The 15,234-nt window shown below is 66.8% G+C and carries 17 protein-coding genes; 8 read left to right on the top strand and 9 right to left on the bottom strand.

Annotation, left to right across the window (positions count from 1 at the left end; translation table 11 throughout):
• Positions 1-10: 10 nt before the first annotated feature.
• Entirely contained in the window at positions 11-1,099 is a 1,089-nt protein-coding gene (locus tag U1707_RS10970; RefSeq protein WP_332800107.1) for an alkene reductase, read from the bottom strand.
• A gap of 51 nt (positions 1,100-1,150) precedes the next feature.
• On the opposite strand from U1707_RS10970, the gene U1707_RS10965 reads away from it, so the two are divergent.
• The 6 genes from U1707_RS10965 to U1707_RS10940 all read left to right on the top strand — a co-directional run bounded on the left by U1707_RS10965 (position 1,151) and on the right by U1707_RS10940 (position 7,277).
• Positions 1,151-2,119 (top strand): DMT family transporter, encoded by a 969-nt coding sequence (locus U1707_RS10965; RefSeq protein WP_332800106.1) that lies wholly within the window; start codon positions 1,151-1,153, stop codon positions 2,117-2,119.
• Positions 2,116-2,769 carry a COQ9 family protein gene (locus tag U1707_RS10960; protein ID WP_332800105.1) on the top strand — a complete coding sequence of 218 codons (654 nt, stop codon included), beginning with the start codon at positions 2,116-2,118 and terminating at the stop codon, positions 2,767-2,769. The genes U1707_RS10965 and U1707_RS10960 overlap by 4 nt, the downstream gene beginning before the upstream one ends.
• A 183-nt stretch (positions 2,770-2,952) precedes the next feature.
• Positions 2,953-3,228, top strand: a complete 276-nt coding sequence (locus U1707_RS10955; RefSeq protein WP_332800104.1) for a FeoA family protein — start codon at positions 2,953-2,955, stop codon at positions 3,226-3,228.
• Between the two features lie 10 nt (positions 3,229-3,238).
• Positions 3,239-5,113: a ferrous iron transporter B gene (gene feoB, locus U1707_RS10950; RefSeq protein WP_332800103.1), complete on the top strand. Its 1,875-nt coding sequence runs from the start codon at positions 3,239-3,241 to the stop codon at positions 5,111-5,113.
• Positions 5,114-5,121: 8 nt separating this feature from the next.
• Positions 5,122-5,724: a single-stranded DNA-binding protein gene (gene ssb / locus U1707_RS10945; RefSeq protein WP_332800102.1), complete on the top strand. Its 603-nt coding sequence runs from the start codon at positions 5,122-5,124 to the stop codon at positions 5,722-5,724.
• Between the two features lie 14 nt (positions 5,725-5,738).
• Positions 5,739-7,277: a sensor histidine kinase gene (locus U1707_RS10940; RefSeq protein WP_443025695.1), complete on the top strand. Its 1,539-nt coding sequence runs from the start codon at positions 5,739-5,741 to the stop codon at positions 7,275-7,277.
• Here U1707_RS10940 and U1707_RS10935 read toward each other — a convergent pair.
• The 4 genes from U1707_RS10935 to metX all read right to left on the bottom strand — a co-directional run bounded on the left by U1707_RS10935 (position 7,267) and on the right by metX (position 9,884).
• Positions 7,267-7,653 carry a response regulator gene (locus U1707_RS10935; RefSeq protein WP_332800489.1) on the bottom strand — a complete coding sequence of 129 codons (387 nt, stop codon included), beginning with the start codon at positions 7,651-7,653 and terminating at the stop codon, positions 7,267-7,269. The genes U1707_RS10940 and U1707_RS10935 overlap by 11 nt on opposite strands.
• 94 nt (positions 7,654-7,747) lie before the next feature.
• Positions 7,748-8,335, bottom strand: a complete 588-nt coding sequence (gene metW, locus U1707_RS10930; RefSeq protein ID WP_332800101.1) for a methionine biosynthesis protein MetW — start codon at positions 8,333-8,335, stop codon at positions 7,748-7,750.
• Complete coding sequence (locus tag U1707_RS10925) at positions 8,332-8,766, bottom strand: GNAT family N-acetyltransferase (protein WP_332800100.1); 435 nt, start codon at positions 8,764-8,766, stop codon at positions 8,332-8,334. Before U1707_RS10925 ends, metW begins: the two co-directional genes overlap by 4 nt.
• Positions 8,763-9,884 carry a homoserine O-acetyltransferase MetX gene (gene metX, locus U1707_RS10920; protein ID WP_332800488.1) on the bottom strand — a complete coding sequence of 374 codons (1,122 nt, stop codon included), beginning with the start codon at positions 9,882-9,884 and terminating at the stop codon, positions 8,763-8,765. Before metX ends, U1707_RS10925 begins: the two co-directional genes overlap by 4 nt.
• Before the next feature lie 295 nt (positions 9,885-10,179).
• Here metX and hisC point away from each other — a divergent pair, with 295 nt between their 5' ends.
• Positions 10,180-11,289, top strand: coding sequence for a histidinol-phosphate transaminase (gene hisC / locus U1707_RS10915; RefSeq protein WP_332800099.1), 1,110 nt, complete (start codon positions 10,180-10,182; stop codon positions 11,287-11,289).
• A complete protein-coding gene (locus U1707_RS10910) occupies positions 11,289-12,197 on the top strand; it encodes a prephenate/arogenate dehydrogenase family protein (protein ID WP_332800098.1) in 909 nt (302 codons plus the stop codon). Before hisC ends, U1707_RS10910 begins: the two co-directional genes overlap by 1 nt.
• A gap of 135 nt (positions 12,198-12,332) precedes the next feature.
• On the opposite strand, the gene U1707_RS10905 is transcribed toward U1707_RS10910, so the two are convergent.
• Genes U1707_RS10905 through ftsE form a run of 4 tightly spaced genes read right to left on the bottom strand, consistent with a single transcriptional unit; the run spans position 12,333 to position 15,140 of the window.
• The gene (locus U1707_RS10905; protein WP_332800097.1) at positions 12,333-13,013 is read right to left on the bottom strand and encodes a lysophospholipid acyltransferase family protein; all 681 of its coding nucleotides are present in this window, start codon (positions 13,011-13,013) and stop codon (positions 12,333-12,335) included.
• Positions 13,010-13,546: a YdcF family protein gene (locus tag U1707_RS10900; protein WP_443025685.1), complete on the bottom strand. Its 537-nt coding sequence runs from the start codon at positions 13,544-13,546 to the stop codon at positions 13,010-13,012. The genes U1707_RS10905 and U1707_RS10900 overlap by 4 nt, the downstream gene beginning before the upstream one ends.
• A complete protein-coding gene (locus U1707_RS10895; RefSeq protein WP_332800096.1) occupies positions 13,543-14,436 on the bottom strand; it encodes a cell division protein FtsX in 894 nt (297 codons plus the stop codon). Before U1707_RS10895 ends, U1707_RS10900 begins: the two co-directional genes overlap by 4 nt.
• Positions 14,433-15,140: a cell division ATP-binding protein FtsE gene (gene ftsE / locus U1707_RS10890; RefSeq protein ID WP_332800486.1), complete on the bottom strand. Its 708-nt coding sequence runs from the start codon at positions 15,138-15,140 to the stop codon at positions 14,433-14,435. Before ftsE ends, U1707_RS10895 begins: the two co-directional genes overlap by 4 nt.
• Positions 15,141-15,234 lie beyond the last annotated feature (94 nt).

The following is a 15,234-nucleotide window of genomic DNA, read 5'->3' as shown; positions in this document are numbered from 1 at the left end:
CAATCAACGCTTACGCGTTGGCAGTCTCGAGCGCGGGGTAGTCGACATAGCCCTCTGGGCCCTGGCTGTACCACGTCTTCGCATCGTCCTTCGCGAGCGGCGCACCGTCGCGCAGGCGCTCGGGCAGGTCGGGGTTCGCGATGAACGGCCGGCCGAAGCTGATCGCGTCGGCATTGCCGGTGTCGAGTTCGGCCTGCGCCTTCTCCAGCGTGTCGTAATCCGAGTTCACGACCAGCACGCCCTTGAACACCTTGCGGATCGCCGGGCTGAGCTTGGGCACGTCGGTCTTGCCGAACGTACCGTCGGGGCCGGGTTCACGCAGTTCGAGGAACGCGATGCCGAGATCGGACAGCGCCTTAGCGGCGGCCGTGAACAGCGGCTCGGGGTTGCTGTCGTCGACACCCTGCGAATCGCCGTTGGGCGACAGGCGAACGCTGACGCGGTCGGCACCGGCGACCGAGACGACGCGCTCGGCGACTTCGCGCAGCAGGCGGACGCGGTTCTCGATCGAGCCACCATATTCGTCGGTGCGCAGGTTGGCGTTATCGCGCAGGAACTGGTCGATCAGATAGCCATTGGCTGCATGGATCTGCACGCCGTCGAAACCCGCGGCGAGCGCGTTCTTCGTCGCCAGCTCATAGTCGTTCAACAGGCGCGGGATTTCGTTCAGTTCGAGCGGACGCGCGACCTCGAAGTCCTTCTTGCCCTCGAACGTATGCGCCTGGCCTTCGGTCTTGGTGGCCGACGACGAGACCGGCTGCGTCTCGTACACCGACGAATGGCCCTGACGACCCATGTGCCACAGCTGCGCGACGATCCGGCCGCCGGCTGCGTGGACCGAGTCGGTGACGGGCTTCCAGGCGGCGACCTGCGCATCGGTCCACAGACCCGGCGCGAACGGCCAGCCAAGGCCTTCGCGGCTGACGCCGGTGGCCTCCGAGATGATCAGGCCGGCGCTTGCACGCTGCGTGTAATACTCGACCATCATGTCGGTGGGGACGGCATCCCTGTCGGCACGCCCGCGGGTGAGTGGCGCCATGAGGATGCGGTTCGGCGCGTCGACGGCGCCAAGGGTAATCGGATCGAAAAGGCTAGGCATGGAAGCTCCTTATTGGCCTGACGGGCGCAAGATAGGAGGCTACAGCGCGGCATGCATCGCCGCGACCCGCAAAGATTATCTAGCGTGCCCGATACGGCACCCGATGCGGCATCGCCCACTGCGCCGGGTTTGATCGCGTTCGCAGCGCTGGTGGTGGCAAACGTCGCGCTCGCGTTCGGGCCGTGGTTCGTGCGCGCGACCGAGGTCGGACCAGTCGCGGCAGGGTTCTGGCGGCTCACGCTGGCGGTACCGTTCCTGATCGTGTTGGCGGTCCAGCAGGGCGCGCGGCCGATGCGGCTCGGGTGGAAGCTATGGGCCGGGTTGCTCGCGGGCGGGGTGTGCTTCGCGGCGGACCTGGGCACCTGGCATCTGGGGATCCTGCGAACGACGCTCGCCAACGCGACGCTGTTCGGCAATGTCGCGACGCTGATCTTCCCAATTTATGGCTTCCTGATCGTGCGAAGCTGGCCGACGCGGACGCAAGGGTTCGCATTGGCCTTGGCGGCGGCGGGCGGCGCATTGCTGCTCGGACAGTCGTACCAGCTTGATCCGAAGAACCTGGCGGGTGATCTGTTCTGCCTGCTCGCGGGGCTGCTCTACACGGTCTATTTCATCCTGATGGCGCGCGCGCGGGCGACGCTCGCCCCGGTTTCCGCGCTGACGCTGTCGACGCTAGCCGGCATCGTGCCGCTGCTCGTGTTCGCGATGGCGATGGGCGAGCGGGTATGGCCGACGCACTGGGGGCCGCTGGTCGGGCTTGCCTTGTGCAGCCAGGTGCTCGGGCAAGGACTGATGATCTATGCGCTCGGCCGCTTCACGCCGCTGGTGATCGGGATCGCGCTGCTGATCCAGCCGGTGGTGGCGGGCATTGTCGGTTGGTTGGTGTATGGCGAGCACCTCGGCGTGGCGGATCTGGTCGGTGTGGTGATGGTCGCGATCGCACTGGTGCTCGTCCGGCAGGGCCCCCCTCTTGAAGACGCGCTTGATACGCCTGATTTTGAACGGCAGGAGACGGTATGACCCAGGACCTTACGCTCGACGAAATTCGCGCCTTGCTGGCGCCCGGCATCGCCGCCAACGCGGCCTTCGACGGCTGGAGCGACGCCGCGCGCGACATGGCCGCAGACGCGGCGGGCATCGACAAGGACGTCGCGGCACTGGCGTTCAAGGACGGCCCGGTCGACATGATCGATGCGTGGTTCGCGCATATCGATGACGTGATGCTTGACGCCGTGCCGCCCGAGCGGCTCGCCGTCATGAAGGTTCGCGCGAAAATCACCGCGCTGGTCGAGGCGCGGCTCGATGCGACCGCGGCGGACCGCGAATCGCTGCGCCGCGCGCTGGCGATCCTCGCGCTCCCGCAGAACCTGGCGAAGACGACGCGGCTCGGCTGGCGGACGGTCGACACGATCTGGCGTGCAGCCGGGGACGTCACGACCGACTATAATTACTACACCAAGCGGACCATCCTGCTCGGCGTCTATGCGTCGACGGTCACAGTGTTCCTCGACGACGAGAGCGAAGGGCACGCCGATACCCGCGCGTTCCTCGGCCGCCGCATCGATGGGATCATGCAGTTCGAAAAGGCCAAGGCCGGCTTCCTCAAGCGAACCGAGCATGGTTTCAGCCTGTCGCGATTTGTTGGCCGGCTACGCTACCCGACTGCTTGAAGATTTGAGCGCGGGGCGATCACCAACCTCCCGTCATCCTGGGCTCGACCCAGGATCCAGAGCCGCGGACGGTGACTTACGTGGCTCTGGATCCTGACTTTCGTCAGGATGACGGGGCGTTATCGATCAGTTGATCGGCTTTGGGCTTTCCTTGCGGATCGGTTACTGATAATCAGTCGCATCATGGACACTCGCTACGATCGTTCCGTCAGCCTCGAAACGCTGCCCCGCAAGCAGCATGGCATCGTTGCCACGATCGATTGGGCGCGACTTGCCGATCCCGAGGCGCGGCGCCTGCGCGAACTGGGCTTCGACGAGGGTGTCGATGTCGAGGTCCTGCACCGCGCGACGCTCGGCCAGGGGCCGATCGCCTGCCGGATCGGCCGCATGACCGTTGCGCTCCGCCGTGCGGTCGCGGGCGCGATCCACGTTTCGCCAATGCCTGCCGCGGCCGAATAATCCTTCTGAAATGAACGCAGCACCGCTGGTCGCGCTGGTCGGCAATCCCAATGCCGGCAAGAGCGCGCTGTTCAACGCGCTCACGGGTGCGCGCCAGAAGGTCGGTAATTATCCGGGCGTCACGGTCGAGCGCAAGGTAGGCCGGCTTATGCTCGACGACGGGCGACCGATCGAACTGGTCGACCTGCCCGGCGCGTACAGCCTCGAACCCTCCTCCCCCGACGAGCGCGTCACGCGCGACGTCGTCACCGGCACGCAGGACGGCGAGCGCCTTCCCGACGCGCTGGTCGTCGTCGTCGATGCCGCCAATCTCGACAATCACCTCCGCTTCACGCTCCAGCTGATCGCGCTCGGCCTGCCGGTCGTCGTCGCGCTCAACATGGTCGATCTCGCCGAACGCGACGGCCTGAAACTCGACCCCAAGGTGCTCGAACGCGAACTCGGCGTGCCGGTCATCCCGACCGTCGCGGTGCGCAAGCGTGGCCTAGACGAGCTGAGGGCCGCGCTGTCCGGCATCGTCGTCAACGGCCCGATGCGGCTTCGCAAATCCGACGGAAGCGTCCAGGACGACATCGTCACGCTCCAGCGCCGCGCCCGCGTTATCGCCACTTCGGCGACCGTATCGGAGACGCAAGTCCGCCGCTGGACGCACATGCTCGACGCGGTTGCGCTGCACCCCGTTGCGGGCCCGATCCTGCTGCTCGCGATCATGTTCCTGATGTTCCAGGCGGTGTTCAGCTGGGCGCAGCCGTTCATGGACGCGATCGATGCGGGCTTCACCGCGTTGCAGGCGTTCCTGACCGCCGAACTGCCCGATTCGCTGCTCCGCTCGCTGCTCGTCGACGGCGTGATCGCCGGCGTCGGCGCGGTGATCGTGTTCCTGCCGCAGATCCTGATCCTGTTCCTCTTCATCCTCGTTCTCGAGGCGAGCGGCTACATGGTCCGCGCGGCGTTCCTGATGGACCGGGTGATGGCGAGCGTCGGGCTGTCCGGCCGCGCGTTCATCCCGCTGCTGTCGAGCTTCGCATGCGCGATCCCCGGCATCATGGCGACGCGGACGATCGACGACGAGAAGGACCGGCTGACCACGATCCTGATCGCGCCGCTGATGACGTGTTCCGCGCGCCTGCCGGTCTACACGCTGATCATCGGCGCGTTCATCCCGAACACGCAGGTGCTGCCGTTCGTTGGGTTGCAGGGGCTGGTGATGCTCGGGCTGTACGTGATGGGCATCGTCGGTGCGTTCGTCGCCGCGCTGGTACTGCGCCGGACAGTGACCAAGGGCGTGTCGTCGGGCTTCATGATGGAGATGCCGAAATACCAGTGGCCGCAGTGGCGCGATGTCGCCATCGGCCTGTGGAGTCGCGCGCAGATCTTCCTGAAGCGCGCCGGCGGCATCATCCTCACCTCGACGATCATCCTGTGGGTGTTGCTGAGTTTCCCCAAGCCGCCCGAGCAGCCAGCCGGTGCGCCAAAGATCTCCGCGGTCGATTATTCGGTCGCGGGGCGCATCGCCAACGGCATCGCGCCGGTGTTCGCGCCGATCGGGTTCAACCGCGACATCGTGCTCGCGCTGATCCCGGCGATGGCCGCGCGCGAAGTCGCGGTCGCCGCGATCGGCACGGTCTACGCGATCGACGATCCCGCCAGCAATCAGGGCGGCAAGGCGATGGTCGAGAACCTGCGCGGCCGCTGGAGCCTGCCGACTGCACTCGCCTTCCTCATGTGGTTCGTGTTCGCACCGCAGTGCATTTCTACGATCGCCGTGACCCGTCGCGAGACCAACGGGTGGAAATGGCCGGCCTTCATGGTTGGCTATTTGTTCGCCGCCGCCTACATCATGGCCGGAATCACATATTGGCTGGCGATGTTCGCCGGCCTCTGAGGGGCATCATGGCAGGCAGCGTCAACAAGGTCATCATCGTCGGCAATCTGGGTCGCGACCCGGAGAGCAAGGCGTTCCAGAACGGCGGCAAGGTCGTCAACCTGCGCATCGCGACGTCGGAGTCCTGGAAGGACAAGATGTCGGGCGAGCGCAAGGAAAAGACCGAATGGCACTCGGTCGCGATCTTCAACGAAGGTCTGGCGAACGTCGCCGAAAAGTATCTCCGCAAGGGCTCTAAGGTCTATATCGAGGGCGCGCTCCAGACCCGGAAGTGGCAGGACGCGCAGGGCCAGGACAAATATTCGACCGAGATCGTGCTGCAGGGCTTCAACAGCGTCCTGACGATGCTCGACGGTCCGAACGGCGGCGCAGGCGGTGGTGCAGGCGGCGGCGGTGGTAGCCGCGGCGGTGGCGACGACTGGGCCGGCGGCGGTGGCGGTGGCAACGACTTCGGCGGTGGTTCGTCGGGCGGCGGCGGCGGTTACGGCGGCGGCGGTGGCAGCCGCGGCGGCAGCGCGCCTTCCGGCGGTGGCGGTGGTGGTGCGCGAGGCGGCAGCTTCGGCCAGACCGGCGGCTTCTCGGACGATCTCGACGACGACGTACCGTTCTAAGCGCCGTGACGACGCTGAGCCCTGTTCCGACCGCTACCGGCCCGACCGCAACCGGCTTCGACGAGGCCGAGCGGTCGCGCGTGATCTCGGCCTACGACGTCGCCGGGGCGCGTGCGAAGGGGCAGCTCGACGATATCGTGGCGTTCGCAGCCGAGTTGTGCGGCGCCCCGGTCGCGTTGCTGAGCCTGGTCGAGGAGGAATTTCAGCGTTTTCTGGCGCGGACCGGCTTCGAGCTGGAGCAGACGCCGCGCAGCATGTCGTTCTGCGCGCACGCCATGCATCATCACGAGGTGATGGAAGTCCCCGATGCGCAGGCCGATCCGCGCTTCGCCGACAACCCGCTGGTGACGGGCGAGCCCTATGTGCGGTTCTACGCGGGCGCGCCGCTCGTCTCCAGCGAGGGCGTGCCGCTGGGCGCGCTTTGCGTACTCGCGAACAAGCCTCGCGAAGGGCTGACACGGTTCCAGCGCGACGGTCTCACGCTCCTTGCCAAGGCCGCGATGGGACGGCTCGACGACCGTCGCACGGCGCGCGAACAGGCCTTTGCCGAGGCCGAGGCACGCCGTACGCTGGAGGCGAGCGATCGGAAGTTCCGCACGCTTGCCGATACGATGCCGCAAATGGTGTGGTCGACGCTGCCGGACGGGTTCCACGATTATTTCAATGCGCGCTGGTACGAGTTTACCGGGGCACCTGCCGGCACGACCGATGGCGAGGGCTGGAACGACATGTTCCACCCCGAGGACCAGGATCGCGCATGGGCCATCTGGAACCACTCGCTCGACACCGGCGAGCCGTACAACATCGAGTACCGGCTACGGCATTTCGACAATACCTACCGCTGGGTATTGGGCCGCGCGCTGCCGATACGTGCTGAGGACGGCACGATCACCCGCTGGTTCGGAACCTGCACCGACATTCACGAACAAAAGCTCGCCTATGAGGAACGGGAGGTCATCAGCCAGGAGCTGAGCCACCGTATCAAGAACATCTTCGCGGTGATCGCCGGGCTGATCGCCTTCTCCGCGCGCGGCAAGCCCGAGTTTACGGGCATCGCAACCGACCTGCGCCACCGGATCAATGCCCTTGGTCGCGCCCACGACTTCGTCCGCCCGCACAGCGCCAACTCGCGTCCGACTGCCGCGCAGAACAGCCTGCACGGTCTGTTAAAGGAACTGTTCGAGCCTTATCAGCGGATCGACGGTGCCCGTCTCAGCGTGACCGGCGACGATGTGGCGATCGACGACCGCTCGGCCACGCCGCTCGCCTTGCTGTTCCACGAGCTTGCCACGAACGCGACCAAATACGGTGCGCTGGCGACCGAGCTTGGATCTGTCCAGATCACGATAACCGCTGTCGACAACGCCGTGACGCTGAACTGGCGTGAAGAGGGCGGTCCGCCCGTCACCGAGCCGGCCACGCCGGCGGGCTTCGGTACGCAACTGATCGAAATGAGCGCCGTGCGTCAGTTGGGCGGCAGCGTGAAACGGACGTGGGACGATTCGGGGCTGGTCGTCGACCTGACCATACCGAAGGCTGCGTTCAGCCGCTGACGACCTTTACGACATCGTCGTTGACGATCGGCTCTTCGTTACAGGCCAGGGCCGCGGCGGCCAGAATTGCCGCATCGCTGAACGGCTTGCGGATGTAGCCGAGGCATTCGGCGTCGCCGATCTGGGAGGGATTGGCGGTCACGAACACGACCTTGATGCCGTGTTCCTTCGCCATCCGCTTGGCGATCTCCGGCCCGGTCGGTCCGTCGCGCAGATTGATGTCGACGAACGCAAAGCTGCACCCAGGTGCGGCCGCGATGGCGCTGTCACGATCCGCCGCGATCCCCACGACGCCGTATCCGGCATCGGTGAGGATTCTCTCCAGGTCGAGCGCGACGAAAATCTCGTCTTCGACAATGAGGGCGGTCTTGGTCATCGGCGGAGTAACCAGCCGCCCGCCGATCGGTTCCGCTTCCCTACTGATCTTCATCAATATCGCGTGACATAGTGTTACATTTGTCGCGGTGCCGTCACCGGCGCAGCAGGAATACCGCGTGCTCGGCGATCAGGTTGGCGCCTCCCGCGCCGGTGCGTTTGTCGCCCGACAGGAACCACGCGTCCTCGACGGTAATCCCGCGCGATTTCACGAAGGCGCGGAAATCGTCGATCGTGACGTGGTGGATGTTCGGCGTGTCGTACCAGCTCTCGGGCAATTGCCGCGTCACCGGCATCCGCCCGCCCCACAGCAACGACAGCCGCACGCGCCAATGCGCGAAATTGGGAAAGCTGACGAAGGCGCGCCGGCCGATCCGCAGCAGGTGATCGAGCACGAGATCGGGCGCGCGGGCGGTCTGCAACGTCTGGCTGAGGATCGCATAGTCGAAGCTGCCGTCGGGATAGCCCGCGAGATCGATGTCCGCGTCGCCCTGGATCACCGACAGGCCGCGCGCAACCGCCGATGCGACGTTGTGCGCGTCGATCTCCAGCCCGCGCGCATCGACGTCGCGGGTATCGCGAAGTGCCGCCATCAGCGCACCGTCGCCGCAACCGACGTCGAGCACCCGGCTGCCCTGCGCGACGTTCTCGGCGATGACGGCCAGGTCGGTTCGCAGGATCATGGCGCGGTCCGCAATTGTTCGGCGAGGCCCGGCGCCAAGCGCTCCATGTAGCGATCGGCCCGGACCAGCGGATGGAAACCGAGCCCCGCATAGACGCCGTGCGCATCCGCAGTGACCAGGCCTATGCGCCGCAGCCCGGCGAACGACGGGTGATCCAGGAACCAGCTCACCATCTGCCGTCCGAGCCCCTGCCCTCGCACCGACTCGTCGACCCAGACATCGGCTAGCCACGCGAACGTCGCGTGATCGGTGATCATCCGCGCGAACCCCATTTGAATGTCGCCCTGATAGGCACCGAGGCAGTGCGAGCCCGCGATCGCGCGCTCGACCAACGTCCGCTCGATACCCGGCGACCAGTAACTGCTCGCCAGCCAGCCGTGGATGCGATCGATCTGCAACCGGCTCGCGTCGTCCGAAAGGGTGATCGTCATCGCCCGGCCCTCAGGAAGCCGTCGACCACGCGGTTCAGATCGGGCGCCTCGAGCAGGAACGCGTCATGGCCGTAAGGGCTAGACAGTTCGACGAAGCTTACCGGCGCGCCGGCGGCGTTGAGGGCCTGCACGATCGCGCGCGACTCTGCGGTCGGGTAGAGCCAGTCGGTATCGAAACTGACGAGGCAGAATCGCGATCTGGTCGCACGGAAGGCGTTGGCGAGCAGGCCGCCATGCTCCTCGGCCAAGTCGAAATAGTCCATGGCTCGCGTAATGTAGAGGTACGAGTTCGCGTCGAACCGATCGGTGAAGGCCAAGCCTTGATGGCGAAGATAGCTTTCGACCTGAAAATCCGCGTCGAACCCGAACGACTTCGCGTCACGCGCCTGGAGGCGCCGGCCGAACTTCTCGGTCAGCCCCGCTTCCGACAGATAGGTGATGTGCGCCGCCATCCGCGCGACTGCGAGGCCTGCGGTGGGCGCGGCATCGTCGTGATACTCGCCGCCACGCCAGTTCGGATCGGCCATCACCGCCTGCCGCCCGACCTCGTGGAAGGCGATGTTCTGCGCCGTGTGCCGCGCGGTCGAGGCGATCACGACGCACGCCTTGACGCGGTCGGGGAAGGTCGCGGGCCAGCTGAGCGCCTGCATGCCACCCATCGAGCCGCCGACCACCGCGCTCAACATGCCGACGCCGAGATGGTCGAGCAGCATCGCCTGCGCGCGCACCATGTCGCGGATCGTGATGACCGGAAACCCCATTGCCCAGGGCCGCCCGGTCGCCGGGTTGATCGTCGCGGGACCGGACGAGCCCATGCAGCTGCCGAGCACGTTGGCGCAGACGATGAAGTGGCGCGCCGGATCGATCGGCTTGCCCTCGCCGACCATCCGCGTCCACCAGCCGGGCTTGCCGGTGCGGGGGTGATGCGACGCGACATGCTGATCGCCGGTCAGCGCGTGACAGATGAGAACGGCGTTCGACGCGTCGGCGTCGAGCGTCCCATAGGTCTCGTACGCGATGTCGACCGGCGATAGCAGCACGCCGCCGTCGAGCCTGAGCGGCCCCGGCAACGTGACGCGCCGCGCAAGGCCGAAGCGCTGGTCGGTCTTGGGGTCCATGGTCGCGGGGTCGAGCATGGCGCGCGCTACCATAAGCCGCGGCCGTCATGCCAGCGTAGTGGTTGGGCCGTCCCCAATCCTTCCCCGCCAGGGGGAGGATCGTTCGGCCACTTCCGTCATCCTGACGAAAGTCAGGACCCAGAGCCACGGACGCCAGAGCCTGTAACCCTGGGTCCTGACTTTCGTCAGGATGACGCAGAGAAAGGCGCGGGCACCGATCTTTGCGAGTAAGCGGCGCGCGTATCCCCCACAAATATTTGCCACCGCGCCACCGCGACCGCTATGTCCCGCGACCATGACAAACATCACGCCCGCCCCTGCGCCGAAGCCCTGGATCATGGGGATCGCGCCGTACACGCCCGGCCGCTCGACGACCGACGATGGCCGCACGGTGATCAAGCTGTCGTCGAACGAGAATCCGCTCGGCACCAGCCCCGCCGCGAAGGCCGCGTTCGATGCCGCAGACCGCACGCTGGAACGCTATCCGGATGCAGGCGCGGTCGCCTTGCGCGAGGCGCTGGCGGGGCATTACGACCTCGATCCGGCGCGCATCATCTACGGCACCGGGTCGGACGAGATCCTGCATCTGGTCGCCGGCGCCTATGCGGGGCCTGGCGACGAGATCATCCAGGTCCGCTACGGCTTCGCGGTGTACGAGATCGCGACGCGCCGCGTCGGTGCCGAGCTCGTCATCGTCGACGACCGCGACTATGCGACCGACATCGACGCGATCCTCGCCGCGGTGACCGAGCGTACCCGTATCGTCTTCGTCGCCAATCCGAACAACCCGACCGGCACCTTCACGCCGCGTGCCGAGATCGCACGGCTGCATGCGAACCTGCCGAAGTCGGTGCTGCTGGTGCTCGACCAAGCCTATGCCGAATATCTGTCGCCCGAGGAGGACGATGCCGGCCTCGCGCTGGCGATGACCGAGGCGAACGTGCTCGTCACGCGGACCTTCTCCAAGATCCACGGGCTGGCGGCCGAGCGGATCGGCTGGGGCTATGCCTGCGCGCCGATCATCGACGCGATGCACCGCATCCGCGCGCCGTTCAACGTGACCACCGCGGGCCAGGCGGCAGCCGTCGCCGCAATCGCCGACACCGGCTTCGTCGACGCGACGCGCGCGCACAACGACATGTGGCGCGGCTGGTTCGTCGAACAGATCGAGCAGATGGGCAATGCCGGCCTGCGTTGCGTGCCGTCGAAGGCGAACTTCGTACTGATACTGTTCGAGGGCGAATTGACCGCGGACGCGGCGTATCACGGGCTGATGGACGCGGGCTACATCGTCCGCTGGCTGCCGGGCCAGGGCCTGCCCAACGCGTTGCGCATCACGATCGGCACCGAAGAGGAAACGCGGGGCGTCACCGCGGCGCTACGTACGCTGGTCGAACACGCCTGATGCTGCCGTTCGCGCGCGTCACGATCATCGGGCTGGGACTGATCGGCTCGTCGGTGGCGCGCGCGGTGCAGGCGACGATGCCAACGGTCCGCGTCACCGGCTACGACGCCGATGCCAGCGTCCGCGAAACGGCGGACCGGCTGCAATTCTGCGACGACGTCGCGGATTCGGCCGGGGCAGCGGTGATCGACGCGGACCTCGTGATTCTCTGCGTACCGGTCGGCATCATGGGCATCGTCGCCGCCGAGTTCGCGGCCGAACTGCCGGCGGACGCGGTCGTCAGCGACGTCGGCAGTTGCAAAGCCGAGATCGTCCGCGCGCTCACCGAGGCGCTGCCGAACGCGATCGTCATCCCCGCACATCCGGTCGCTGGCACCGAGCGAAGCGGTCCCGAAGCCGGTTTCGCAACCCTCTTCCGTCACCGCTGGTGCATCGTCACGCCGCCCGAAGGTGCCGACCCGGTCGCGGTCGAGCGCGTCGCCGAGTTCTGGCGGCGCCTCGGCGCGCAGGTCGAGACGATGGCCCCCGAGCATCACGACCGCGTCCTTGCCGTCACCAGCCACCTGCCGCATCTGATCGCCTACACGATCGTCGGCACCGCGGGCGATCTGGAGGAAGTGACCCAGTCCGAGGTCATCAAATACTCCGCCGGCGGCTTTCGCGACTTCACGCGCATCGCCGCGTCCGACCCGACGATGTGGCGCGATATCTTCCTCAACAACCGCGAGGCGGTGCTGGAAATGCTCCAGCGCTTTTCGGAAGACCTGAGCCACCTCCAGCGCGCGATCCGATGGGGCGACGGCGATGCGCTGTTCGACCTGTTCACGCGGACCAGGGCGATCCGGCGGAGTATCGTCGAGCAGGGGCAGGACGACGACGTGCAGGATTTCGGCCGCACGCACGGGTGAGGCCCACCACCCCCTAACCCAAACACCACCCCGGCGAAGGCCGGGGCCCAATTGGGGGACGTCGCTAACCTGCGTTGCGCGTCGTTACTCTAGCCTACCCAATTGGGCCCCGGCCTTCGCCGGGGTGGTAGAACGCTAATCCAGCGCGTTCATCGCAGCATGGACCCGCTGCTCGGCCTCCTCGCGCGGCAGGCCCGGCGGCACGACATCACCGAAGCGGAACGTGATCACCCCCGGCAGCTTCGGCCCTTTTTTCGGCCACACCAGTCCGCTGTCGCACGCGATCGGCACCGTCGGCATCTTCAGCGCGCGGTACAGCCCGGCAAACCCGGGCTTGAGCGGCGGATGCTCGCCCGGCGATACCCGCGTCCCCTCCGGAAAAATGAGGATCGACCGCCCGGTCGCCTTGGCCGCAGTCGCCTCGCGCATCATGTTGCGCATCGCCTTCGCCGACGCCTCGCGGTCGACCACGATCGCCCCATACCGCCGTGCGGCCCAGCCCCAGGCCGGGATATCCGCCAGTTCGCGCTTCAACACGATCGCCGGGCCATCGAGCAGCGCCTGCAACTCGAGCGTCTCGAACATCGCCTGGTGCTTGCACGCGTAGAAGGCCGGTTCGGTCGGCCGCGTCCCCTCGATCCGAATATCCACGCCTAGAATCACCCGCGCGCACCAGCGATGGAAGCGCGTCCAGATCGTCGAATGCACGATCACCGCGCGTGAGCCGAACAGCGCCGAGATCGGCACGGTCGTCACGATCGGCACCGAGATCGTGTAGAAAACGAGCATGAACGCCCAGTTGCGCAGCCAGATCATCCGCCAAATCCAATCCACAATGCGATCCGGCGAAGGATCAACTTGTTATATTCGTTGACCAAGGTCCCGAGGCGCGGCGTGCCGGGCACGCCGTCGCCCAGGATCACGACGTTCTTGTCGAGCGCCGCCGCCAGTTCCATCCGCGCCCGCGCGACATGCCAGTCCGACGTCACCAATCGCACCGACCGGTATTTGTGCACCCGCACCCACCGCGCGGTCTCCTCCGCATTCGAGCGCGTATCGACCGCGTCGGCGCCGAGATCGATGCAGCATGCGAACAACGCGGGCGACGTCCGGTACTCCAGCGCGAGATCGATCGGCCGCACCCCCGGCGCGACACCCGTCACCAGCATCCGCTTCGCCTGGTGATCGCGGAGCAGCGCGATACCACGGTCGATCCGCCCTGCCCCGCCGGTCGGCACGACGATCGCGTCCGACGTGAAGCCGTCGAGCGGCTGGGGCAGCAGCAGCATGAACACCGCGAACCCAAAGGCCCAGGCAAGGCCCAGGATGCCGAAGAACCGCACGATCACAGGACATGCCTCAGCGCGCGGACGATCGTCACGCGGGCGGCGAGCGTAGCCAGGACGACGAACGCAATCGGCAGCAGCGCAAGGACCACCCAGTCGACCCCGCCGAGCGTCACCCCACCGAGCAGTTCCGAGCCCAGTTCGTGCAGGCGGATGCCGATGAACGCGACCACGAGCAGCGCCGCGACGCCACCGCCGACGCCGCCGATCGTGGCGTCGAGCGCGATCCGCCGCTGGAACAGCCGCGCGACCTGAAGATCGGTCGCGCCGAGCATGTGCATCACCGCGATCGTCTCGCGGTGCGTCTCCAGTCCCGCGCGCGCCGCCAGCATGACGACGGCAGCGGTCGCGCTCGCCATCAGCAGCACGAGCGCCAGCGCAAGGAACGTCAGCGACCGCATCACGTCGTTGACCGGCGACATCCAGCTTTCGTGGCGATCGACACGGACCACCGGGCTCAGACGTCGAACCGCAGCGGCAACACGCGAAGCGGCCGCCTCGTCGTGATCGGCGAGGTCGACGTCGATCATCGCCGGTACCGGCAGTTGCGGATCCGCGCCGTCGGACCCGAGCCAGGGTTGCAGCAAGCGGGTCAGCGCGGCGCGATCGACCGGCGTCGCGGCCCCGACCGCCGGCATCGCCCGCAACGCGACCAGGACTCGCGCCGCCACCACATCGCGGCGCACCGGATCGCCGTCGACGATCTGCACCGTCAACCGCCCCGCCAATTGTCGATCGAGCAACCGCGCCGCCCCCGCCGTTGCCAGTCCCAAGGCGGCGGCGAGCATCGTCAGGAACAGCATGATCGCCATTACCCATGTCATCGCGCGCAGGCCGCCCGCTTCGTCGAGGACGCGTCGTTCGGCCGAAGATCGGGCTCGGGAGGCGATCATGAATCGGGCCGCGTCGGCGGATAGCGCAGCGAACCCGTCGGATCGAGCAGCCGCCCGTGATCCAGCCGCATCATCTGCGCACCCGGTATCCGCCCCAGCAAATGGAAGTCGTGCGTCGCGACCACCACCGTCGTGCCGAGCTTGTTGAGCGATTCGAACAGATGCAGCAGCCGCTCCGCCATGTCCGGGTCGACATTGCCGGTGGGCTCGTCCGCGACGAGAATCTCGGGCCGGGCGATCACCGCGCGTGCGATCGCGACACGCTGTTGCTCGCCCCCCGACAGCGTTGCCGGGCGCGCATCCGCACGGTCCGCCAATCCCACCCAGGCGAGCATCTCGCGCACCGGCTGTTCGATATTGCTCTCGGGCATGCCCGCCACGCGCAACGGCAGCGCGATATTGTCCCAGGTCGACAGATGCGGGACCAGTCTAAAGTCTTGGAACACCACACCGATCCGGCGGCGAAACCCCGGCAGGCGATCCCGCGACAACACTACCGCATCCTCGCCGAACAGCCGGATCGCGCCGCGCGTCGGGCGCTGCGCCAGATACAGCAGCTTCAGCAAAGACGTCTTCCCCGCCCCGCTCGCGCCCGTCAGGAAATAGAACGCACCGCTGCGCAGCGTAAAGCTCAGGTCGGCCAGCGTCTCTGGCCCGGTGCCGTATCTCAGGCCGACATTTTCGAATTGGACGATATTCGCCATGACGTTGTTGCGCCCGCTCTCGCCCGCTTGATGCCCGTATTGGCGCTTTCGCATGAAAGCGCGCGCCGCTTCAAGCTTGCCACATATGCGGGCA

Origin of the sequence: Sphingomonas sandaracina, assembly GCF_036663695.1 — a bacterium.
GTDB lineage: Bacteria > Pseudomonadota > Alphaproteobacteria > Sphingomonadales > Sphingomonadaceae > Sphingomonas.
This window is presented reverse-complemented; position numbering and strand designations above follow the sequence as displayed.